Source organism: Marinobacter sp. G11, assembly GCF_021282325.1.
GTDB classification, from domain to species: Bacteria; Pseudomonadota; Gammaproteobacteria; order Pseudomonadales; family Oleiphilaceae; genus Marinobacter; species Marinobacter vinifirmus.
In genome coordinates, this window is the sequence record NZ_JAJSPB010000032.1 from 1 (window position 1) to 21,328 (window position 21,328).

Consider the following 21,328-nt stretch of genomic DNA (forward strand, 5'->3'; position numbering starts at 1 on the left):
TGGCGAGAAGGTCAGTTTTTCAGGTACCATTTTGGATAGCGGCTGTTGGTGCTTGGTGAACGGTGTAAGGTCCTGAAACTATAGCACTTTCAGCCGCTTTCTTTTATCCCCTCATGAGAAATCCGGGTTAGAAAGTAGTACGGTTCGTCTCGTGACACACGGATGCTTAATGTTCCTTCCGAGCCTTCAAGTGTGTGTATCACTCGGTTACCTCGAGTTACGACTTCGATGAGTCCGGAGAAAGCTTCAAAGCCACGAGTAAGTTCGAATTCTGCGGTTAATAGTTCTCCCGCTGGTCTTCCTAGCCGGGCACCCATGGGGGCTCGATCAATTCTAAAGTCCATTCGTATATCGTTAAAATTCTGGGCAACGGCGTAGAATCTGCGGGCTAACATGGATTCTTTCAGATCTGTTTCGCTATTGGAGCGGGCAATCATCACGGTTTTTGGCAGAGAGGCTGCTCCCCAGCTGGTACCGTGGTGATCTTCGGAGCCGATCGCACCGAGATACCAGCCCTTGTCCAGCGCGTAAGAGAGCCAGCTACCTCCTTTTCCTGAACTATCATATTCTGAACCTTTTCCGAACACCTCCAGACCTACTACTCGCATGTTGGCTCCAGGTACGTGCTCAAAATCGTTGAAAGCAAAGGCGGGATCGCGCCCTCCAGGTATGGTGGAGAGAATATTTTCAAACAAGTCTTCGCGACCGGGGTGATTGAATACAACGAGTCCGTCGCTGCCTCCGCCCAGAAACTCTGGGTATAGAAACCATTGCCAGAAAAGGCCCATCGAGATCAGGTAACCTGGCCCTGTCTTGGCATTGATTATGTTATCTGAAAAAAATACGTTCAGGTGTCCAAATCGGTCAGAAGTCCACTCAAAACCGCGGAATGCGGTGAAGGCTGGTGTAGTGGTTTCAAACGCTTGATCTCGAGTTGCATGCCACTTGCGGAAACTATCCTCTGGGTTCTCAGTGTCGGCTAGCAAGCAATCCAGAAATTCTTCTGAAAAGCAGTCACCGGTGACCGTTAGTGGAAGGCGGGCATTGTCAGAATGATCACTGATGCCCATGAAGCTGTTACCTTCATGTCGAACGCGTTCAAATGCATGAGCTGGGCGGGTTCCTATGGCGCCGTCCGAGTAGCCTGTGTGCCCGTGTATTACGCCAGCATAGTGTTCGAAGCTCAGATCGTCGAAGGCTGGTGTGCACTCTGACGCGAGCTGCGGTGTTGGTAAGGAGCGGAACACGAAAAGCGGATCGGCAAGTTGTCCAAGAGTCTGGGCGCATCCCTCTAGTGACGGTTCCACAAGGCACTCAGCAATAGGTGGGCTGACACGGGCAATGACATTTAGAGGGCATTCTATTGAGAATGGGTTGTCGTCACACCTAAGAACTCCGCCATTGCCTACCAAGTCTCCTACCAGCTGCAGAGGGCAGCCAGGCTGGAAAGGGTTGAATAGACAACTAATCAGGGTGGGTTTTGGTGTTTTACGGGGGACAATCTGAAGTTCCCCTGAACGCTTGTCGTTAAGAGCACCGTCAGTCACTGTGAGGGTAAAGTTTAGGGCGGCGGGATCGGTCAGCTCTGGAATCACGATCTGAGCATTTGGTGTTCCTGCGTCTCTGATGGCTAAAGGGAAAGGATCTTGTGGGCTTTGCGCCCAACGAAATTGTAGATTATCGTCGTCAAGGTCAGTTGCCGTGGCCCTCAGCGTAACGAATTCTCCGCTCGTAGCTACACCGGGTTCAATGCGCAACTGCTCAATTATCGGTGGAGTGTTGCTGACAGAAGGTTCAACGGTTACTTTGATAATGTCGGCAGACTCTCCTCCACGAGTGTCAGTTGCATGAAATGCAAAAGTGACTTGGCGAACATCTTTGACCTGGGGAACGGTAACAGTTGTCTCCGAGGACTCGGCATCCATCAAGATTATCTCATTGCTTGGTTCGATCAGACTCCAATGGACAGAGGCGATCCCGTCCGGGTCACTCGCTTCGCCCTTGAGGGCAAATGTTTCCCCGCCGAAAACGAAAAAATCGTCTCCTGCAAATACTTGAGGAAGATCGTTGGCGATCACATCACGAATTGTAACCGTTGTCTCGTCAGTGAACAGTTGGCCATCGAAGGCTTCAGCTTCAAATTGAAACCGCAGTTCCGCAGGGCCACCTTCGATTTGAGGAGCTTTAAATGTCGCCCTATTTTGATCAGGTTGAGTAACGATTCTGGCCGATGGGCCGGAGAGTTGAGTCCAGAGAACTCTGACGATAGGTTGTTCATCTGCTCTAGATATCTCACTTACTCCCTCAAGTGTAAAATCGTCACCTTCGTTAATCACAATGTCTGCGCCGGCACTGACACGGACCGACGGCTGACTTTCGTTAGGGGGCGAGGCAGGCGTAGAGGGAGATTCCGAAGGCTGATGCTGCCGGTTGGGCGATTTGTCACCAGAGGAGGACCCTCCACAACCAGCTACATTCAGCAGGAATATCATAAGGGCTAGTGTGCCGTAACGTTTCATGTCGGGCCTCGGATGTTTAATGGTAAGGAACAATGCGAGTGGCGTTGATTCGGTAGCTTGAGACGGCCAGGTCTGACTCAGCGTGCTCAACGATCAAACGGCCGGTTACCTCAATCGGCACATCTTTTTGCTGAGGAATTTCACCGGAAACATACCCCGCATCGACGAGAATGATCTGGTTGCTCGCAGGAGGAGGAACGTGAATACAGGCACCATAGAATGGCACCAGCAAAAACTGGCGTATTTCACGGGAGTCGGGATGAAAGTTTAGTGGAACGGCGAAGCCGGGAATGGTCACGTATTGATCATGCAGCGACCGCACAACCGGCGCGTTATCGAGGTAGTTGCGGAGGAGGGCATAAAGCCGGACAGCTTCCGGATCGTCATCATTTAGCGATGAGATGTCTCGCCCATCAAGAGGATCTCGGTCTGGCCAACCCAGAGGCACCAGATCCTGCCAGCCGATCTCCTTAGGCTGCGCGTACGCATTGAATGACAAAAAGTTGCACGCAAGGATGAGCGCCAGCACACTTTGGATCTTCATGGCGTCCTATCCCACAAGAAAGCTATCTGGAATTCTAAGCTCGTAGGTTATGCCCAGTCCGGACAGGCCGGGGCCCGCCGCACCTCCACGCTGAGAGCTAAAATAGAGAAACTTGCCATTGCCGGTAAACGCCGGACCGGTTAGTTCGCTGCCTCCACCGGGTACCTGCAGAAGAATCTTTGATGGGCCGCTTGGATTCATCACCATCAAACGCATCGCGTCACCATCTTCAGCGACAATAACATCACCCATGGGAGAGATTGTGATGTTATCGACGTCGTCAAACGGAATGTCTGGAGCCATCAGTTGTTCGTTATCAAAAACCACTTCGATTAGGTCGTTGTCAACGTCTAGGGCATACACTCGGTTGTCGCCCTTACAAGCAAAATACACGACCGCACGAAGTGGATTAGTCGCTCCACTCACAGTGGGTTGTTGGTCTTCTGATAGCTCCTGAATCCAGATGCCTTCACCGCCTTTGAAGGCGGTACCAGGAGCGCCAATGCCTGTAGCATTCTGGATTTCTGAACGGACCTCACTCTGAGGGCGATCAGGAGATTGTGCTGGAACCCAGTGAACCCGCTTTACAGTCCGTGCGTCGGTAAAATCTTCTTGATAAGCACCGGCTTCGAAGCCTTCGATTTCGAGGACTTCCAATGTTCCGTTTTGCATATCGAGTCCCGGTCTTCCATTGATCGATGTGGCCATGCCGCTTGACCGGAATCGATAAAGCCGACCATCGCCTGCGTCTTCGGTGAGATAAATCGTTTGGGTTTTGAGGTCGACGGCTACCGCTTCGTGGTTGAAAATGCCCAGAGCAGGTAGTTCGCGTGCCGTACTGGGAGTTCCCAAAGGGTCGCACTCGTAAACTCTGCCGTCACTCACTTCTTCGCAGGAAAGCCATGTTTGCCAGGGCGTAGGCCCGCCGGCGCAATTTCGACGAGTGTTCCTCAAAATGGGGTAACTGTCGATAATCTGGCCATCTTGGTCAAACCTGAGTGCACCACACCCCCCAGTTAATGTGGTTTCACTGTTGCTTACGTAAATCCACCCGCCATCATCTAGGTCAAAGACTGCCCCACCGTCCGGGAAGGTATGCCAAGGGTAATTGATCACCCCGATTGAAGGCAGGGGGATAGATGTTGACGCAGTGAGGCCTGAGATGGCGACGCGGCGAATTTCGAAGTCGGACGGGATAAGAATGCTATCGACTCCGCTGTCTTCGAGCGGGCCTATGTTCATAAGAGGCCCAGCATTCAAAGGAAGCTCCATCGCTAGCTCTTCTGTGGGCTGCGGCATAAGTTCTTGTGTTGGTTTTTTTTGTGGGTTTCTCTGAGTTGGTGTCTGGGGACGGCTGACGCTCTCTCCGCTCGAACTTCCTCCGCACGCACTCAGTGCCGCAGCCGAGCCGCTAACAAGTAAGAGCTGCAAGAAACGTCGTCTATCAGTATTCATTACGATCTCCAGTTATCGTATAGACCAATTTAAGTTGTCAGTTAAGATGCTAGCTATATTGTGTGGCAGTTCGATTACGGACTGTTGACTCTCATACTTGTATGGTTGCTAAAGACTCGAGAGTAGCTGTCACGCTTTTGTAATCGTTTGTTGTTTGAATGCTTGCTGAGCAACGTGGAGGACTGGCTTCGACCCAAGATAGGTCGTAACTCTCAGGAGGAGTTCTTTCTTGCCGGTAGGTACCGGTTGGTAGTGGGAGACCTTCAGTGTCCGTGATGATGAGTACATTCGGTAGGCTCGAGGCCCGAGTCTTGTGGGTTTGCGCCGAGAGCTGTCTGGAGATCGTTGAATTAGCAACGCAGGACGCTCACGGGGAGCTTCAGCCGATCAATTACGTTGTGAATATTCTGGGTGAGGGCGCCGTTTATGAATCGGCCAGTCTTGATTGCGCAACGCAATATCGGGACATGCTCGTGGGAGTCTGAATTCTGTTCTGTTGGCAATGTGGGGAATAGCTGCCTGCAACTTGAGCCAAGCGAGGCGGCTATACTAGGGCAAAGAGACAGGCAGTCTGCACGAGTTAAAGAAACTGCGACCGTTTGATGAATAGATGCTGTCTCCCCGGCGTTGGATGGTTAGCAACTGTATGGCTATTCCTCGCATATAATTCGATCTCGGCCCTCTGTCTTGGCCTGATAAAGCAACTCATCCGCTCGCTGCATGGCCTCTGCCGGACTTTGTTTTCCGCTAAATGTGCAAAGCCCTGCACTGAAGGTGATGGCGCCGGGCGCTGAATTGACGGCGATCAGGTCATTCTGCCGAAGGGCTGTACGAAGCCGTTCAGCGGCCAGAAGAGCATTGTCTAATGTGGTTCGGGGCATGAAGACCGCAAATTCCTCGCCTCCCCAGCGCGCCAGGATGTCGCTTTGCCGAAACACATCGCGGCAGACATCCGCAAAACCGGTGAGCGCCCGATCTCCAACGTGATGGCCAAACCGGTCATTGATTTCTTTGAAAAAGTCCAGATCGATCATCATTAAGACAGCAGATGGAGCGCCCTGTTGAATCCGAAGAGCCTCCCGCTCCAAAAGCTGTTCGAAAGAGCCTCGATTAAGTAACCCCGTAAGCGAATCGGTGGCTGCCGTTATAACCAGGTCCTTCCGAACTGCGTCCAGTTTTTCGATCAGTGCTTGTTGCTCTCGCAGGGAGCGACGAAACTCAAGTTGCGTCATGACTTGATTGGCCAGGGTCTGGAGCGCGAACCGCTGATTCGCATTCAGGTCGCGCGGCTTATGATCGAGAACGCACAGAGTGCCCAGAGGTAACCCGTCTTTATCGGTCAGCAAGGCTCCGGCATAAAAGCGAAGATAGGGATCCTGTGTAACCAGGGGGTTGTTGGAAAACCTTGGATCTTCGCGGGTGTCTTCCACAATGAACAAGTCGGGCTGAAGAATGGCGTGGGCGCAGATGGAGATATCCAGCGGTGTTTCACGGACGCCCAAACCCTTTACCGACTTGAACCACTGCCGGTCACGGTCAATGAAGTTGATCACGGCGATGGGGGCTTCGCAGATGATGGAAATCAGCTCAACAATGTCGTCGAAATCGGCTTCTTCGACCGTGTCCAGCACGCCGTAGCTTTCAAGTGAGGCCAGTCGGCGCTCTTCAGAATCCGGAAGGCATGTTTCGGCGTCCGGCGCGCCTGCTGTAGGCGCGATGATTGTGTTCTCGGGCATAGAAAGGTCTGTGTAGTGGCGGTCCCATGGGAGAGGTGTGTTGTAGTATGCGACGCACCGGGTGGGTTTGCCAGTTACGAATTGTGTGCTTGTGGTGGCAATCCTTTCCTATACTCCACAAGTATTCTCCGGTTCACCCGGGAGGGTAATGCGGTGTGGGATTTCTGCAGGAAACATCGGTCAGAAAGCCACGAATGTAAGGCTGTTCACCTAGTTCAGCGCAAGTCCAGTATTGAGCAATCGAGATATGATCAGAATGTTGCTGTTGCTCCTGATTGTGGCGGACGCCTCCTGCGCGAGTGGCGACGTGAAGTCTGGTCAGGAGCAACAAACGCTCAACATCGCAGTGATCGAGGATGTGCCCAGCGTGGCGTTAGGCATTCGGTTGCTTCGTGCTGCCTATAAAGAGCTGAACATTGAGTTGGTGATTCATAGCTTTCCTTCCCGCCGGGCGCTGTTGATGGCTGAGCAAGGTGTTATGGATGGCGATCTTTTCCGGGTTGAGGCTGTCGGCAATGACAGTGAAAGCCTGGTTAAGGTTCCGTATCCGCTACTGGAGGGACAGCTCTTTGCGGTAACCCGAGAACCGGTTGCTGACTGGAAGGCATCGGCGCAGGAATCTCCCCAGTTAGTCGCCATACGCCGGGGAGTGATTGTCGAGGAAATGACAGCCGCGAGTTCAGGCTTGGAACCGGTGCCTACTGCAAGTTATGCCCAAGTGAATGAATTACTGGAGCGGGGAAGAGTCAGCGTGGCCCTGGTCTCCGAGATTGAGGGCTTTTCCCCAATGCAGCACGCCAGCTGGAGCAAGTTTCATCAACATGCTGAACCGGTCACTACGTTTACGCTGTACCATTACCTGCACGAACGCCACAAAGACCTTATACAGCCACTGGCTCGCATTTTAAGGCGGTTGGATCAGTCTGGTGTCAAACGGAAAATTCTTGAACAAACCCACTCCGAATCCACCGCCGATACCTGGTGACTCCGACCGTGAATGTTAAAAGTTGTGATAGCCGTTCCTCCGCGACAGTGTTTGAACCACTATGGGTGCATAGGGCAACTATTCTGCTTTTACGATAAAAATGTATGGCCTAGGAGCATCGTGGATAACTCACCCGCCTTTGAAAATGGAAGTGCGCCGGCGCGAATCGGAAGGCCTGCCTTCTGGCAGCTGGCGATGCGCTGTGCCCAGATCGCCGGTTCGGTAGATGTCGCCTTCTTCTTTCTTTTCCTGATTCTGGATTCTCCGGTCCTGGCCTGGGTGAACGTGGTTAGCGTGGCCATGTACATCGGAGCCTATTACGCCCTGAAGCAGCGGCGTAACCGACTGGCGGTCTGGTTGATCTGGACAGAAGTGGTTGTGCATGCCGCCCTTGGAATCGTGATGATCGGCTGGGGCAGCGGCTTTCACTATTACTTGCTGATGTTTATCCCGGCGATCTGCCTTTCCGCACCCCGGAAGTGGATAGTGCCCGGGTTGTGTGTGCTATGGGCCTATTACGTGGCCCTGAGTGTGGTGATGTGGTTTGTAGCCCCCCTACAGCCTATTCCAGAAATGGCCCTCAACCTGGTGCACCTGTTCAACCTGACCGTTGTTTTCGCCATGTTCAGTTACCTGTCGGTGTTTTACCTGGGCGTTGTCATCGCGGCCCAGAAGCGGTTACAGAAAGTGGCCATCACCGATTCATTGACCGGCCTGCTGAATCGTCGGCAAATGCAGTACCTGCTTGATCAGGAACTTGAGCGATTTAAACGTTCCGGCGAGCCAGTGAGCTTGATGCTGATGGACTTTGATCATTTCAAGCAACTCAATGACAGTCGCGGACACGATGCTGGCGATAAGGTGTTGCAGGCTTTTGCCGACATTCTCCGCCAGGAGCTCAGAGCCCAGGATTTGGTCGCGCGCTGGGGTGGTGAGGAATTTCTGGTGATCATGCCGCAGTGCACCGTCAGTGATGCCCTTAAAACGGCTGAACGCTTGAGGGTTGCCCTGGAAACCTATCGGGGGACGAGCACCAATGGCGCGGATTTTGAGGCCACGGTGAGTATTGGTGTGACGGATCTGCGCGAAGGAGATGACGCTGTCACAGCCGTTAGCCGGGCCGATAGGGCGATGTACCAAAGCAAAGCGCTGGGTCGGAATCGGGTAACCGCGGTTTGGGTGAGGTAGAGACTTCACGAGTGGTTCGGCTCAACATGTGGCGTCAGGTTTAAGTCTGCACTATTTTAGAGAGCTAGTCGTTTTGACACTAATTGATCAACAAGGGAACCTAATAGATTGCTACGTTTTCCAGGAGCGGTCGCATGCTTACTTTTCACCTTTTCAGTTTTTCTTACCCCGCCTGCTCAAGCCTCCGATACGGTTCGGCTTACCACTGGGCACTGGCCACCGTACTTTGATGAATCTGCCAATGAGAATGGGCTGCTCGCCGAGCTGATCACTCAGGCCTATGCAACTCAGGGGCTCAAGACCGAATTCACGTTCTATCCCTGGTCTCGGGCTTTTATGTTGGCGAAGGCCGGGCAGTTCGACGGAACGGCGGCCTGGTCGTGTGTGGAACGACGGTCACATAACTTTCTTTATTCAGCCGGAGTTCTTCCGTATCAATATGTGTTTTACCATCGGCATACATTGCAGTTCGACTGGGCGTCGGTTGAAGATCTGGAGGGGATGTCTGTAGGCGCTACCCAGGACTATAGCTACAACGAAAAGCTCGCGAGCCTTGTGGGCCGAGGCACTGTGAGCGTGGATGTGACCACATCGGACGAGGCCAATTTCCGGAAACTGTTAGCCGGACGCATTGATTTGTTTCCGATGGATCCCCTGGTTGGCATGGCGATGATTGGTCAGTGGATGACGCCAGAGGAAGCGAAGGAACTTACGTTTGCCCCCAAGCCCTTTAAAAGCAGCTATTACCACGTACTCTTTGGCCACAAGAATCCTCGATCAAACATCCTCCGCTACCGATTGAATGAAGGGCTTCGCGCTTTGTGGGCCAGTGGGGAGTTTCAAGAGATTGTCGAGAAATGGCTGGCCACCGAAGCCCTCTCTGATAATACGTTGGATCTGAAGCTGTTTCGGCCACGCTTTGACGGGTGCTAGGAAACCTGATGGCGTCGATGGGAGGGAACTAGAAAAGCGGGGGAAAGCGACTTAGTCTGCACATCTGGATTGAGTGGCCGTTGTAACAGGTCTGACCCGACATTAGGCCATGCTCGTTACTTTTAGTTTCAACCGGAGAGACTGGATTTGAGTCGTCGCTGCGAATGTGCCTTCCTGCTGATTTTCGTTATTAGTGTTTTCCCAACCATCCTGAAGGCAGAAGTCGTGAACCTGTCCTGGGATAACGACCTGCTTACCGGAACCGATCGCGGCTATACAAACGGGGTACGCTTTTCGTATCTGACAGACACCGCTGACGAGAATGATGGAAAGTCGGCAAGATTTGCCCGGGTTCTGCGTGATGAGCTGCGCTTTCTGCCAGGTATTGGAACTACCGATTCAAAGCAGGCGGTAAGCCTGAGTTTGCGGCAATTCATGGTCACACCTGAAGATATTACGGTTGAAGATCCGCAGTTCGACGACATTCCCTATGCCGGCCACCTGTCGCTCAGCGGCACACTATGGAGCTGGAACGCCGATACGATTACCGGCTTTGGTGCTCACATTGGTGTTATTGGGCCCGAAAGCGGTGCCGAGTCGGTTCAGAAATGGGTGCACAAAGCCACGGGAAGCGACAAGCCGCAAGGGTGGGGGAATCAGCTTGGAACCGATGTGGTGGGTGGCATACAGGCTGCGCATGGCCGAAAACTCCTGCAACTCGGGCAGGGCGGCAACATTGAACAGCGTGTGTCGGTGATCGGATCCGGACTACTGTCGAGTTTTCGAACCTCCGCTAAAACCGGGTTGGTCTGGCAGCTTGGCAGACACCTTCCTATAAATTTTGTGCCGGACTACGCTGGTACCTCCTCAACCATCGCTTTGCCGGGCTCGTTCAAGGATTCGGGCAGTAGCTGGTCCGTGTATGTGGGGCTGGGTGTGGAGTATGTAGGCTATTCCTACATCGACGACAATGCCGGGGCTTATCGTTTTGACGAAGGGCCGCTGATTGGTCAGCTTGGTCTGGGCGCTACCTGGCAGTGGGATCACCTGCTGGCCGCGGTCACATTGCGTGCCTCGACCAGCGAAGACGAGCGCCATAAAGACAACTTCAGCTTTGGAACACTGTCAGTTTCTTGGGCAATATAGAAAGGTCGGTTTTGACCGTTGCTTACGGGATGTGGTGGCGCTTGTTCCCGCTGTTAAACAAGAGCGAACATTCAGCTCATCGAAAATCCGGTTTCGCCTCGGCTTTCTGCGTTGACCAGCTCCTCTCGCTTTCGCGTGTTTTTGAGCCCTTGAGTTCAAACTTCCATTCCTGCACCTTCCTCACCAAAGAATTTACTAGATATGGGGTTGAAAAATATTATTGATGTCTATATATAGTAATTTGAGGTGAGTTTAGTATGAAGATCTGCACTGGTGAAGGGGAATTTTAGTGGGCGGCAAGGTCTTGGCTTTATCCGGAGGCGGTTTTAGAGGCCTATACACTGTGAGGGTACTTAGGCGACTTGAGGAGCGAATAGGCAGGCCTCTCTCAGAGCATTTTGACCTGATCACAGGGACATCCATAGGTGGAATTATCGCGCTTGGTATTGCGTCAGGCATTCCCCTCAAAGACATCGAAGATACCTTCGTAAAAAATGGAAACAGAATCTTTCCCAACCCAGTAAAACCACCGCTCTCTCATACAAGATCCAAAATTCTTCGTTTCATTAGAACGGTACTTCGAGGAACTCGCGCATTCCTAAAACCTATTCACAAAGCGGATGGGTTGGAGGCGGTACTTGTCGAAATATTTGGCGACACGCGGATGAGAGACCTTAAGCACGCGAACGTCGCGATTACGGCAGCAAATCTAAGTACTGGCTCCCCCAAAATGTTTAAAACGCCTCACCATAAAGAAATCAGTCAAGACGCGAATGTGAGAGTAGTTGACGTAGCCCTAGCCACCAGCGCTGCTCCTGTCTTTTTTCCGATTCACGAGGTTTCCGACACTAATACATTTTTCGCGGATGGAGCTTTGATGGGCAACTCGCCTGGCCTTTTTGGCTGGCTCGAAGCCAAGACTCGATTGAATGTGCCTGAAAATGAAATTTCTGTTCTATCTGTCGGTACGCTTGCAGGCAAACCCAGTATAAGTAGCTCTACAAAGCCCGATCAGGGCGCATCCTATTGGTTAAACCCAGTCCAACCTCGGCTAATGACGTTTCTGATGTCTCAACAAGAGCACTTAACCAACTATATGCTGAGATTGCTATTAAAGGACCGGTATCACCTTATCGATGGCACCGCGAGCGATGAGGCTGCTGGTGATATCAGTCTTGATGATGCGAGCAGTGCCGCAGTCAAAACTTTAACGAGCCATGCAGAGAAACACTTTGCTGAATTCATGGGTACAGATTATTTCCGTAATCATTTTCCGCTAGCGGGGGACGATCAATGACAAACCAATTCCATAGCCTTTTGGCCAGTCGAAGCAGCGAGTCCCTTCTGGGCAATTTGGATTTGCCAGAGCATGAGGAGCAGGCATTGGTCGATGCCGCGAAGGAAATTCGCAGCGTGATCGTTGCTGGCTTTACCGATCTACGCGAGGAAGTAAAGCGGCAGCGGCTGGAGCATGAAATACCAAAGCCAAAATTCGCTATCCAAGGCTCTTATGCTTATGGAACGCTCAATGCTCCTGCTTACCCTCCCCAACAACAAGTAGATATTGATTTAGGTATCTACTTGCCATTCTCTGCGCTGGGAAATGGGCAGCAGCCCAAGACTGTCACAGGGTATTATTTTGATGCTGTCACGCGAATACTGGAGGCGCATGTTCAGAATAGGCGTAACAATTGGACCATTCCGAAAGGGGAAGACCAAAAGGATAACTGCATTCGGGTTTTGCTAAGCGAAAAAACGCACATAGATATACCGCTGTATGCAGTTCCTGAGGGCGAGCTTCACCGGATAACGGAAGAGCAGCTGAGGGTCATGAAAGCAAATGAACAGCTGCCAGAAATGATTCGAGATAGTGAATTTTTCTTTGACACATCTGCAATCGAGGCGGTAGATCCAAGTGTCATTCACATGGCCCATCGGAAAAAAGGTTGGCAACCATCAGACGCGCTAGCGATTCGTGATTGGGTGAAATCTCACTTTCGACAGATGGGAAGCATGATTCGCCCGGTGAACCGCTTTTTGAAGGCTTGGCGAGATGAAACATGGCCGAAGGGCGGCGGTCCTAGCTCTATTTTCCTCCTTTCACATAGTCTGTCGAGCTTTCCAGGCGATACTAATGGGCTCTCTCACTGTGATGCTCTAGAAGCAGTGATAAACGAACTTCCGTCTGTACTGGATAGCCCGGTCCTGGTTCCATGCCCAACGCCTGAGGACAAGGACGCAAAAGAAGATCTCAGAAGAAGGATCAGTGATAAAGAGGCGGAGGAATACCGTCGTCAGTTTGTGGGACTGCGCGATAATTACGCTCAGGCAAAAAGAGAGGATCCAAAGGTTGCGAATGCAATTCTCATTAATTTGTTCGGCGAGCGAATGCCTTTTGACCCTACCAGAATCATTGTAACAAGTGCGGTGGCGTCTACGGTTGCTTCAATTAGAAATACCAAACCTGATGTGCGCCCGCTGCACACTACTGATCGTAGCACTTCAGGTTAGTAATGGAGGAAATTGAGCGTTTCCTGTCCTTGCGCGGCTTCGTTTCCAATCGACCCATATATCTGGACGCTACACCCACATTTTCCGGGTATATTTGCATCGGTGATTGGCGACTAAAACTCGAATTGCGGTTTCGTGAAGGAAGATTTGATTACCCAGATGCATACCTACCGGAATGGCCGTTTGACCTGAATTTAAGATCCGCCTTCGGTTATCGCCATATCAACGATGATGGAAAGGTTTGTTTCGTCGACCAAAGTAGGACATGGTGGGATTCCGCTATGGCTACTGAGCTGGTTGCTGGCTGTCTCGAGCGTATTGAGCGGGTTCTTGTTGATAATCTGGCCAACGCTCCGGCTGAAGAAGTAATTGCTCAGGACTTTTCAGGATACTGGAGTGCCCATAGATCTCTGCGTGTAGCCTGTGTTGTCCAGAACAAAGATGACCTCATTCAGATCGTGGAGCAAGCCAGTGGGCGTCAGTGGCTTGTGCGAAAAGCTGAAGATTCTTGGCTTAGCATCGACGCTCAGCAAAGCCCAAATACTCCATGGGTTATCCTGCGGCTTGCAAAACCGCCAGTCTCTCTTAATCCGAGGTCTTGGCCTCCGGCGAGCATCAGAGAGGTAATCGATTGGATTCGCCAAAGTGCTCCTGACGCCCATAATCAACTGGTAGAGCGTCTACGACAATCAATACAACCCAAGGGAAAGAGAAAACGCGGAAATGACATCAGGCTCGTTGGAGTGGCGATTATTTGGCCGTCAGCCAATGGAGACGACGCTCTGGGATGCGGCTTTACCTTTGTAATACCTGACGTTGCTGCTAAGGCGATTGAGCATAAGCGTTTGAAGCAAGCCGCAAAAATATTGAAGGCCGATGGTACAAAGATCATTCGATACCGCTTAGACCGAGCTGACCCGTCTTATATTCAAACGCGCAATCGACCGAAAGAAGAGCCATCCCTCAAAAATAGAAGGGTAATTCTTGTTGGCGCCGGAACGATTGGTGGGCATTTGGGAAAATTGCTCTGTTCGCATGGAGCTGGTTGGGGCGCAAATGGCGAGCTCCACATTATTGATTCTGACGACTTCAACATAGAAAACGTAGGCAGACACCTTTTGGGAACGGAAAGCGTGGGTCATAGCAAAGCCGAAGCTGTTGCGGCTAGACTCAGGCTTGATTTTCCTTTCCTTAAAATCAAGGAACACCCCTGCTCGCTTAACGAATGTTGGAATATCTTTACTCAAGACAGCATCATTGTTGATGCCACTGGGTCGCAGACTGTGGCGATAGCGATTCCAGACTATCTGTCAGAGCATGGCTTGAAGCCTGTTGTGGTGCATAGTTGGATACACGGTCATGGACTGGCCACGGTGGCATTTCTCAACGACAGAAATAAGAAGGGCTCAGCATGCTATCGATGCTTATGGATTCTCGAAAACGGTAAGTATCGACCAAGATTTCCGTTAAGCCGTTGCCCAGAGGACGATACTCCACTCTTTGGCGCATGCCATCAGAGTTTTCATGCCTACGCCGCAACAACTTCGATGATTGCTGCCACGCAAGCAATGACAATTCTCTATGATTATCTCGCCGATAGGGTTCAGAATAGCCTCAGGTTTCAGGTCTTGAAACCGGATTTATGTCAGAAGAGACCAGACACTACTCCTCAACCAGATAACAATTGCCCGCTATGCTCTCGTCCCAAATAAACGAATTTAAAAGGGTCGGACCGCAGTTGTGGAGGAAAGGCGATGGGGGACACCTCTTAATAGAAGACTCGGTTCTGAAAGTTATTGGCGGATATAGACAAGAATGCCATTCGGATCTGGAAGCCGGCGGATTTCTGGTTGGTTTTTATAAAGGAGTTGACTTGCATGTAATCAATCTCACGGTACCGCAATCGCTCGATAAGCGAAGCAGGTTCCGATTCACTCGGAAAGACCCAAAACACGTTAGCCAAGTAACCAGATGGTATGAACAGTCTTTAGGTAAAATAAATTGTTTGGGAGAGTGGCATACTCACCCTGAGCGGTTGCCTAAACCCTCTGATATAGATCTCCATGCTTGGCAAACCTTCAATGAAGGGCGAAGGGGACAGTTGGCAATCTTTTTGATTGCAGGAATCTCAGAGATATGGACTGGGGGATGACTCCAGCGGGTTAGGCGAATCATTCGAAAGCCGCCCCTCTTTAGGGCCAAATTCAATTGATAAGCCATCAGTTCGCACTCCAGATTCGCGAGCTTCTAATGTTCGCTTTGCGACCAGGGCATCCTCTGAACCCAGCTAAACAAAAGCGGACATTTGCAGCTCTCAGCTTCGAATCGGCTTTCGATTCAATTTTGAAGGCTGGTACCGCTTAATCGGATGCACTAACGATAAAGTGGAATAACTATTCCGACCCGGCGATCACCGATGATATGGAAAATTATGAATAACGCGGTATTTCAGTAGCCTAATTAATTGCTGTATGCATGACATTCATGAGTTATTGTCAAATCTGGTGTATGACCATCAAGCGGCGTCTCTGTCAGGTTGATCATCCACCCGTTCTCCATCCCGAAACTCTGAACGTTGTTCACGACCAGCTTCAGTTGGTTAAACCCCTTGATCCGCTTCCAGCGTTTCTGGGCGGATTGGAGCAATTTGAACACCATCGATAACGTGGTGTCGCGGTTGCCACAGGACCGGCTTCGCTTGGTCCTCAGCCTGACTGTGGCGAAGGTAGATTCAATGGGATTCGTGGTCCTCAAGTGAATCCAGTGCGCTGCCGGGAAGTCGTAAAAGGCCAGTAGTTCATCCCGGTCCTTTTCAAGGTTTTCCATGGCCTTCGGGTACTTGTCCCGGAATCGCCTTAACGTGCTCTCGAAGGCTTTGTGAGCCCCATCACGGGTCTCCGCCAGATAGATCTCATGCAGGTCTGACTTTACCTTCGGCTGTACGGACTTGGGCAGCTTGTCCAGCACGTTGGCAGTTTTGTGAACCCAGCACCGCTGGTGCCGGGTATCCGGAAACACCTTGCTCAGCGCTTTCCAGAAGCCCAAAGCCCCGTCGCCTACGGCCAGCTTGGGCGCATGGTCCAGGCCACGTTCCCGCAAGCCGGTGAGCAGTTCTCTCCAGCTGGCTTCGGACTCGCGATGGCCGTCTTCCACCGCGACCAGCTCCTTGTGGCCATGCTCTGTGACCCCGATGATCACCAGCAGGCAAAGCCGATCATCCAGGCGAACATTGCTGTAGACACCGTCTGCCCACCAGTAGACGTAGCGCTTCTGGCCCAGATCACGGCGACGCCAATCCTCGTGCTCCTTCAGCCACCGTGCCTTGAGCCGTGACACCGTGTTGGCGGACAGGCCCTTGGCCTGCTCGCCGACCAAGGCACTCAGGGCCTCCTGGAAATCGCCAGAGGAGACACCGCGCAGGTAGAGCCAAGGGATGAGTTCATCCAGACTCTGGGCCCGCTTCAAATACGGTGGCAGGAGCTGACTGTTGAAGCGAATACCGGAACCACTGCGGTCCCTGACCTTGGGCACCTGAACGTCAACATCCCCAACGCCTGTCTGGATCGTTCGCTTGGGCAGGTGTCCGTTGCGGACCACCGCCTTGCGACCATCGGGTGTCAATACATCGGCATACTGATCCAGTAGCCCCTGAAGCTCAGACTCGACAGCCCGCGCAATCAGGTCACGGGCACCCTGTCGGATCAGATCGTGCAAGGGATCGTTCGTGGTCGCCTCTGGTTGTGAAAGAGCATGCAGGTTAGACTTGGACATGGCGTATCCATCCTCTGTTGGTTGTGATCTTGGCGGTGATCAACCAACAGGATACGCCATCCTTTCAGCCTGCTTCCATACACCAGAAATCACCATAACTCGACATTCATGAGCTGATTCATAACCTCTGGTTTTGCTCCATTTCATGAACCTTCGCTTCGTTTCTCGCAGCCGGCCATTGTCTGACCGGCTCCAAAAAAAATTGCAATTTATGCCTGCGTGATCAAAGCACTTTCTTCAGTTGTCCGTAGTCTCCACCGGTACGAAGGACGAGAGTAATGTCATTGTCATTCCGGTTTCTGAAGAACCAGCCATGGTTGCCGGTAAAAGCGGCTTCCAGTTGGCCTTCGTCTTCCGGTACGCCCCGGCCTTTCTCGTATGAAATTGACTGGCCGCCTCCATCGCCATGGGTATCAAAGTTGATTGGGCCACCCTCGGATACCCAAGAGAAGCGAGCCACAGCACCTTCTTCCATGGTGAGCTTAAACTCAGTACCTTCGCCAGGCGTAAGAACCACTCGCACTTCGTCCTGCCATCGTGTTTCTGCAGGTGCTGGTTCTGATGCTTGTTGTTCTTGCACGGCCGCAGGTTCTGGTTCTGGTTCTGGTTCTGGTTCTGGCTCTGGGGCAGCTTCCTGAGCGGGTTCTTCGGCTTCAGGCTGTACTGCTTCGGTTTCCTGCTGATCGCTTGAGGATTGCACGGCAACCATCTGTGCCTCCTCGTCAGCGGCAGCTTCATCAGCCAGTTGTTCCTTGATTTCGCCCATTTCGGTCAACCCCAGCAATCTGCCGGCACCGGTCGGGTCCAGGGCGTACTCGGCGGGCATGACCACGGTCACCAGCAGAATCAGCGCCACAATAGCTGCGATGATGGTTGATCGAATAAGTTTGGCAGTGCTGGGCAGTTCTTCACGGTTGGGTATATCGGTGTTGTACATAGCAAATCTCCAGAATCAGGCGACAAAGTAACCCGTGAGCTGATAGCCAAAGAGCAGGAAACCTGCACTCATCATGGCAACGTTGGCTGTATAGGCGTGGCGGAAAAAGCCGTCGGTTTTACGCCAGAAGCTGATGGCAATCAGGATCATGGCCAGGGCGATCAACTGTCCGATTTCCACGCCCACGTTGAAGGCGAGGAGGTTCGGAATCAGGCCGTCCGGCGAGATGTCGTATTCGATGATCTTGGTGGACAGGCCGAAACCATGGAAGAACCCGAAAATCAACGTGGCGGCCTTGGTGTTGGGCTGGAAGCCAAACCACCGCTGGTAGGCACCGATGTTGTCCAGTGCCTTATAGACGATGGACAGGCCGATAATCGCATCAATGATGTAGCTGTTGATGCCCACATTGAAGTACACCCCCAGCAGCATTGTGGTGGAATGCCCCAGGGCAAACAGGCTCACGTAGATCGCGATGTGCTTCATTTGGTAAAGGAAGAAAATGACACCCAGCAGGAACAGCAGGTGGTCATAGCCGGTGACCATGTGTTTGGCCCCCAGATAGATGAACGCAATAAGGTTTATCCCGGTAATTTCCTGGATGTAGCCCCTGTCGCCCTGAGCGACTGCGTGGGCAAGCACATCGGTACTCATACCCAGAAAGCCCAGGGTCAGAAATGTCCAGAACAGACGACTGCCTGTGCCCGTTGAGGGCACACCACGGCAACCGCCAAGCAAGCTTGACAACATAAAGACTCCAATTGAATTTGTTTTCTCGGGCCACGTAAGCGGCAAGAATCAAGCGGGAATAGAGGCTTTTGGAGGGCGTTCAAGCCGATAGCGCAAACTGCGGGGAGAACCTCCGGCAAAGGGCACGGGCTGCCGGAGAACGGTCAGGCTTTGGGAAACAAACGGAACCCTGAGCTGGTCCACGGTCTCGTGAGTATGATTGCCAGCATCATGATGCACTGAGGATGTCTCTGGCTCTTCGTCAAAATCGTGGGTGTGTCCATGCGCACCATAACTGCCTGGGTGGCCGTCAGGCTGCGATTCCCAATCGCCTGCCAAGTTGGCCACACCGTGAGAGAATGACTCGCCAATCACCGACAGCGACAGGCCCGCCAATGCGAACAGCATGACGAGCGTCGGAAGCAGTTTTCTTTGATGGAGGGCCGAAATCATCAGTCTCAATGGTCGAGTCGGTGGTTGGATTTCAACGAAGCAAGAGGATACCATCCCCCCACGGGGGATAGGAATTAAACATGATAAATGATCACACGCATCAATCGCATCCGAATATCATCAAACGCCTGAAGCGGGCCAACGGCCATCTTGAAAGCGTGATTGGCATGATGGATCAGGGGAAGCCCTGCCTGGAGCTGGCACAGCAGCTTCACGCTGTGGAAAAGGCCATCCAGCAGGCCAAGCGCGTCTTGGTACAGGACCACATTGAACACTGCCTGGACGATGCCATCGGACCGCTGGAGCCGGAGCAGCAGCGGCGCGTCGACGAGTTCAAAGCAATCGCCCGTTATCTTTGATCTCGTTACTCTCTAATTTGCGTTCTCTCCGTTAATCACAGCGAAGAGGTTCCACCGTCACGTGGACCAGGGACTGGCAGTGTGCCTGAATGCGCTCCTTATAAACTGCGGGCGACTCGGGCTGATGCGAGACGACTGAGACAATAGCGGCATGAATGTTTGGGCCTATTGCCCACACATGCAGATCACTGACTTTGGCATCGTCGTCTTCGACGGCCTCTTTAACAGCGTCCTCCATGTCCTGATGTTGCTCGTCGAGAAGGATTTTTGAGGTGTCTCTTAAAAGTTGCCAGGACCAACGGGTTACCAGAATCGCACCGATAATCCCCATCATCGGGTCCATCCAGTTCCACCCGGCATATTTACCCGCCAGAAGGGCAACAATGGCAAGGACTGACGTCAACGCATCTGCAAGCACATGCAGGTAAGCGGCCCGTCGGTTGTGGTCATGGTGATGATGGTGGTGACCGTGATTATGCCCGTGACTGTGACCATGGTCATGACCTGCATCCCCCAGTATCCACGCTGACACCCCGTTGACCACCAGGCCTATGATGGCCACAAATATGGCCCCATCGAAAGAAATGGGGACGGGCTGGATAAAACGCCCAACACTCTCGATGACCATGTAGAGCGCAAAGACAGCCAGCAGAATGGCTCCGGTAAAGCCGCCCAGCGCATTGACCTTCCCCGTCCCGAAAGAGAATCGGGCGTTGCCTGCGTTTTTCCTGGCGTATGCATAGGCGAAGGCGGCAATACCCAGGGCCACCGCGTGCGACCCCATGTGCAGCCCATCGGCCAGCAAGGCCATCGAGCCATAAACGATCCCGGCCAGGATTTCCCAGACCATCATCGCCAGCGTTAGGCCCACCACGATGAGCGTTCGGATTTCTCCGGGGCGCTTCCGATCCTGGCCAAAGACATGCTTATGTTGCCAATGATCGAGTCGTTCGTGGTGCATCACAGTGTTCCTAGCGTGGCTGATGATTTGGTAAGTCTGGGGTCAAAACCAGCTTTTAACCTATCCCCCGTGGGGGGATATATGAGAATGCGACTGTAGTCAGATGGCCATCACAACCGTTCAGCCATAAAAGTGTTGTGATTGCTACAAACGCGTAGTAGATTCTACAGAATGTCATGGCTTCTACTGATTCTGTCACTTCCTACAGAAAATGCGACGGTGCGTATGCGGGCCTGGCGCTCTATTAAGGCATGGGGCGCGGCTTCACTTCGCGACGGCGTCTATTTACTGCCAGCTCACCCCGATCACGTCGAGAAGTTGGAGGCTGTGGCCCATGACGTGCGTGAAGCCGGCGGTGTCGCCCATGTTGTACCCACTGACGGCCCGGATGCTCATGAATTCCCCGCTTTATTCGATCGTGCGGACGACTATGAGGCCTTGCACTCGGACATCGCAGAACTACGGGCAACGCTGCTGCCAGAATCGGCCATGGAGGTTATTAGGGAGACCCGGAAACTGCGTAAGCGCTTCACGCGCGTGTCACAGATTGATTTTTTTCCAGGTGCTGCCCGTGAACGGGTCGATCGGGCGTTGCAGGAACTGGAAACCGACGCAAATCGCGTGCTGTCGCCTGATGAGCCGCTACCTGTTTCAGGCACGGTCGCTCTCCTCAACCGTGCCGACTACCTGGGAAGGGTATGGGCAACTCGTCGCCGACCGTGGGTGGACCGCCTGGCCAGCGCCTGGTTGATTAAGCGATTCATCGATCCGGAAGCGAATTTTCTATGGTTAAGCTCTCCAGCTGATTGCCCTGATCACGCGCTGGGTTTTGATTTCGATGGAGCGGCCTTCACCCATGTAGCTGACAAGGTCACCTTTGAAACGTTGCTGGCGAGCTTTGGCCTGCGCCAGGTGGCACTGCAGCGGATCGCGGAACTGGTGCATTACCTCGATGTTGGCGGCCATCAGCCACCGGCGGCCACTGGAGTTGAATGCGTATTGATGGGCTTTCGCGAGTCTCATCATAACGATGATCAGCTGTTACTGGCTGCCAATCAGGTGTTCGACAGTTTGTACACAACCTATACGAAGAGGAAGTAA

Annotated in this window: 18 protein-coding genes and 1 pseudogene; 10 read left to right on the forward strand and 9 right to left on the reverse strand. The window is 52.5% G+C overall.

Going from position 1 to position 21,328, the window contains the following annotated elements; genetic code table 11:
- Positions 1 to 89: 89 nt before the first annotated feature.
- From LWH94_RS16140 to LWH94_RS16155, 4 genes are all read right to left on the reverse strand, one after another.
- Complete coding sequence (locus tag LWH94_RS16140; RefSeq protein WP_232902888.1) at positions 90 to 2,519, reverse strand: PKD domain-containing protein; 2,430 nt, start codon at positions 2,517 to 2,519, stop codon at positions 90 to 92.
- A 16-nt stretch (positions 2,520 to 2,535) separates the two neighbouring features.
- Positions 2,536 to 3,063, reverse strand: coding sequence for a DUF3299 domain-containing protein (locus LWH94_RS16145; RefSeq protein ID WP_232902889.1), 528 nt, complete (start codon positions 3,061 to 3,063; stop codon positions 2,536 to 2,538).
- Between the two features lie 6 nt (positions 3,064 to 3,069).
- Positions 3,070 to 4,518 (reverse strand): alkaline phosphatase PhoX, encoded by a 1,449-nt coding sequence (locus LWH94_RS16150; RefSeq protein WP_232902890.1) that lies wholly within the window; start codon positions 4,516 to 4,518, stop codon positions 3,070 to 3,072.
- 650 nt (positions 4,519 to 5,168) lie between these two features.
- Positions 5,169 to 6,254: a sensor domain-containing diguanylate cyclase gene (locus tag LWH94_RS16155; RefSeq protein ID WP_232902891.1), complete on the reverse strand. Its 1,086-nt coding sequence runs from the start codon at positions 6,252 to 6,254 to the stop codon at positions 5,169 to 5,171.
- 247 nt (positions 6,255 to 6,501) lie between these two features.
- Between LWH94_RS16155 and LWH94_RS16160 the strand changes: the two genes are divergently transcribed.
- From LWH94_RS16160 to LWH94_RS19655, 8 genes are all read left to right on the forward strand, one after another.
- A complete protein-coding gene (locus LWH94_RS16160) occupies positions 6,502 to 7,239 on the forward strand; it encodes a hypothetical protein (protein WP_232902892.1) in 738 nt (245 codons plus the stop codon).
- Between the two features lie 120 nt (positions 7,240 to 7,359).
- Complete coding sequence (locus LWH94_RS16165) at positions 7,360 to 8,427, forward strand: GGDEF domain-containing protein (RefSeq protein ID WP_232902893.1); 1,068 nt, start codon at positions 7,360 to 7,362, stop codon at positions 8,425 to 8,427.
- Positions 8,428 to 8,535: 108 nt separating this feature from the next.
- A complete protein-coding gene (locus LWH94_RS16170; protein ID WP_232902894.1) occupies positions 8,536 to 9,360 on the forward strand; it encodes a substrate-binding periplasmic protein in 825 nt (274 codons plus the stop codon).
- Positions 9,361 to 9,507: 147 nt separating this feature from the next.
- Positions 9,508 to 10,506: a lipid A deacylase LpxR family protein gene (locus LWH94_RS16175; RefSeq protein ID WP_232902895.1), complete on the forward strand. Its 999-nt coding sequence runs from the start codon at positions 9,508 to 9,510 to the stop codon at positions 10,504 to 10,506.
- Between the two features lie 289 nt (positions 10,507 to 10,795).
- Positions 10,796 to 11,803 carry a CBASS cGAMP-activated phospholipase gene (locus LWH94_RS16180; protein ID WP_232902896.1) on the forward strand — a complete coding sequence of 336 codons (1,008 nt, stop codon included), beginning with the start codon at positions 10,796 to 10,798 and terminating at the stop codon, positions 11,801 to 11,803.
- Positions 11,800 to 13,017 carry a CBASS cGAMP synthase gene (locus tag LWH94_RS16185; protein ID WP_232902897.1) on the forward strand — a complete coding sequence of 406 codons (1,218 nt, stop codon included), beginning with the start codon at positions 11,800 to 11,802 and terminating at the stop codon, positions 13,015 to 13,017. The genes LWH94_RS16180 and LWH94_RS16185 overlap by 4 nt, the downstream gene beginning before the upstream one ends.
- A 2-nt stretch (positions 13,018 to 13,019) precedes the next feature.
- A complete protein-coding gene (locus LWH94_RS16190; RefSeq protein ID WP_232902898.1) occupies positions 13,020 to 14,729 on the forward strand; it encodes a ThiF family adenylyltransferase in 1,710 nt (569 codons plus the stop codon).
- Complete coding sequence (locus tag LWH94_RS19655) at positions 14,711 to 15,169, forward strand: Mov34/MPN/PAD-1 family protein (RefSeq protein ID WP_442915003.1); 459 nt, start codon at positions 14,711 to 14,713, stop codon at positions 15,167 to 15,169. The genes LWH94_RS16190 and LWH94_RS19655 overlap by 19 nt, the downstream gene beginning before the upstream one ends.
- 363 nt (positions 15,170 to 15,532) lie before the next feature.
- Here the strand turns inward: LWH94_RS19655 and LWH94_RS16195 are convergent.
- The 4 genes and pseudogenes from LWH94_RS16195 to LWH94_RS16210 form a co-directional block, all read right to left on the reverse strand.
- A pseudogene (locus tag LWH94_RS16195) lies at positions 15,533 to 16,788 on the reverse strand (IS256 family transposase).
- 223 nt (positions 16,789 to 17,011) lie between these two features.
- Positions 17,012 to 17,725, reverse strand: coding sequence for a hypothetical protein (locus tag LWH94_RS16200; protein ID WP_232902899.1), 714 nt, complete (start codon positions 17,723 to 17,725; stop codon positions 17,012 to 17,014).
- Positions 17,726 to 17,740: 15 nt separating this feature from the next.
- The gene (locus LWH94_RS16205; RefSeq protein ID WP_011786636.1) at positions 17,741 to 18,475 is read right to left on the reverse strand and encodes a HupE/UreJ family protein; all 735 of its coding nucleotides are present in this window, start codon (positions 18,473 to 18,475) and stop codon (positions 17,741 to 17,743) included.
- Between the two features lie 48 nt (positions 18,476 to 18,523).
- On the reverse strand, positions 18,524 to 18,907 hold the full coding sequence (locus LWH94_RS16210) for a hypothetical protein (protein WP_041656491.1): 384 nt from the start codon (positions 18,905 to 18,907) through the stop codon (positions 18,524 to 18,526).
- Positions 18,908 to 18,987: 80 nt separating this feature from the next.
- Here LWH94_RS16210 and LWH94_RS16215 point away from each other — a divergent pair, with 80 nt between their 5' ends.
- Entirely contained in the window at positions 18,988 to 19,266 is a 279-nt protein-coding gene (locus LWH94_RS16215; protein ID WP_011786634.1) for a metal-sensing transcriptional repressor, read from the forward strand.
- A gap of 31 nt (positions 19,267 to 19,297) precedes the next feature.
- Here the strand turns inward: LWH94_RS16215 and dmeF are convergent, their stop codons facing one another.
- Complete coding sequence (gene dmeF / locus LWH94_RS16220) at positions 19,298 to 20,227, reverse strand: CDF family Co(II)/Ni(II) efflux transporter DmeF (RefSeq protein ID WP_011786633.1); 930 nt, start codon at positions 20,225 to 20,227, stop codon at positions 19,298 to 19,300.
- A 171-nt stretch (positions 20,228 to 20,398) separates the two neighbouring features.
- Between dmeF and LWH94_RS16225 the strand changes: the two genes are divergently transcribed.
- On the forward strand, positions 20,399 to 21,328 hold the full coding sequence (locus LWH94_RS16225) for a chromate resistance protein ChrB domain-containing protein (protein WP_228210641.1): 930 nt from the start codon (positions 20,399 to 20,401) through the stop codon (positions 21,326 to 21,328).

Bases quoted from the DNA above. Each gene is read 5' to 3' on its own strand.
- dmeF (WP_011786633.1), bottom strand. From the start codon at position 20,227: ATGCACCACGAACGACTCGATCATTGGCAACATAAGCATGTCTTTGGC.
- LWH94_RS16150 (WP_232902890.1), bottom strand. From the start codon at position 4,518: ATGAATACTGATAGACGACGTTTCTTGCAGCTCTTACTTGTTAGCGGC.
- LWH94_RS16215 (WP_011786634.1), top strand. From the start codon at position 18,988: ATGATAAATGATCACACGCATCAATCGCATCCGAATATCATCAAACGC.
- LWH94_RS16210 (WP_041656491.1), bottom strand. From the start codon at position 18,907: ATGATTTCGGCCCTCCATCAAAGAAAACTGCTTCCGACGCTCGTCATG.
- LWH94_RS16160 (WP_232902892.1), top strand. From the start codon at position 6,502: ATGATCAGAATGTTGCTGTTGCTCCTGATTGTGGCGGACGCCTCCTGC.
- LWH94_RS19655 (WP_442915003.1), top strand. From the start codon at position 14,711: ATGCTCTCGTCCCAAATAAACGAATTTAAAAGGGTCGGACCGCAGTTG.
- LWH94_RS16155 (WP_232902891.1), bottom strand. From the start codon at position 6,254: ATGCCCGAGAACACAATCATCGCGCCTACAGCAGGCGCGCCGGACGCC.
- LWH94_RS16145 (WP_232902889.1), bottom strand. From the start codon at position 3,063: ATGAAGATCCAAAGTGTGCTGGCGCTCATCCTTGCGTGCAACTTTTTG.
- LWH94_RS16185 (WP_232902897.1), top strand. From the start codon at position 11,800: ATGACAAACCAATTCCATAGCCTTTTGGCCAGTCGAAGCAGCGAGTCC.
- LWH94_RS16190 (WP_232902898.1), top strand. From the start codon at position 13,020: ATGGAGGAAATTGAGCGTTTCCTGTCCTTGCGCGGCTTCGTTTCCAAT.
- LWH94_RS16200 (WP_232902899.1), bottom strand. From the start codon at position 17,725: ATGTACAACACCGATATACCCAACCGTGAAGAACTGCCCAGCACTGCC.
- LWH94_RS16140 (WP_232902888.1), bottom strand. From the start codon at position 2,519: ATGAAACGTTACGGCACACTAGCCCTTATGATATTCCTGCTGAATGTA.
- LWH94_RS16205 (WP_011786636.1), bottom strand. From the start codon at position 18,475: ATGTTGTCAAGCTTGCTTGGCGGTTGCCGTGGTGTGCCCTCAACGGGC.
- LWH94_RS16225 (WP_228210641.1), top strand. From the start codon at position 20,399: ATGTCATGGCTTCTACTGATTCTGTCACTTCCTACAGAAAATGCGACG.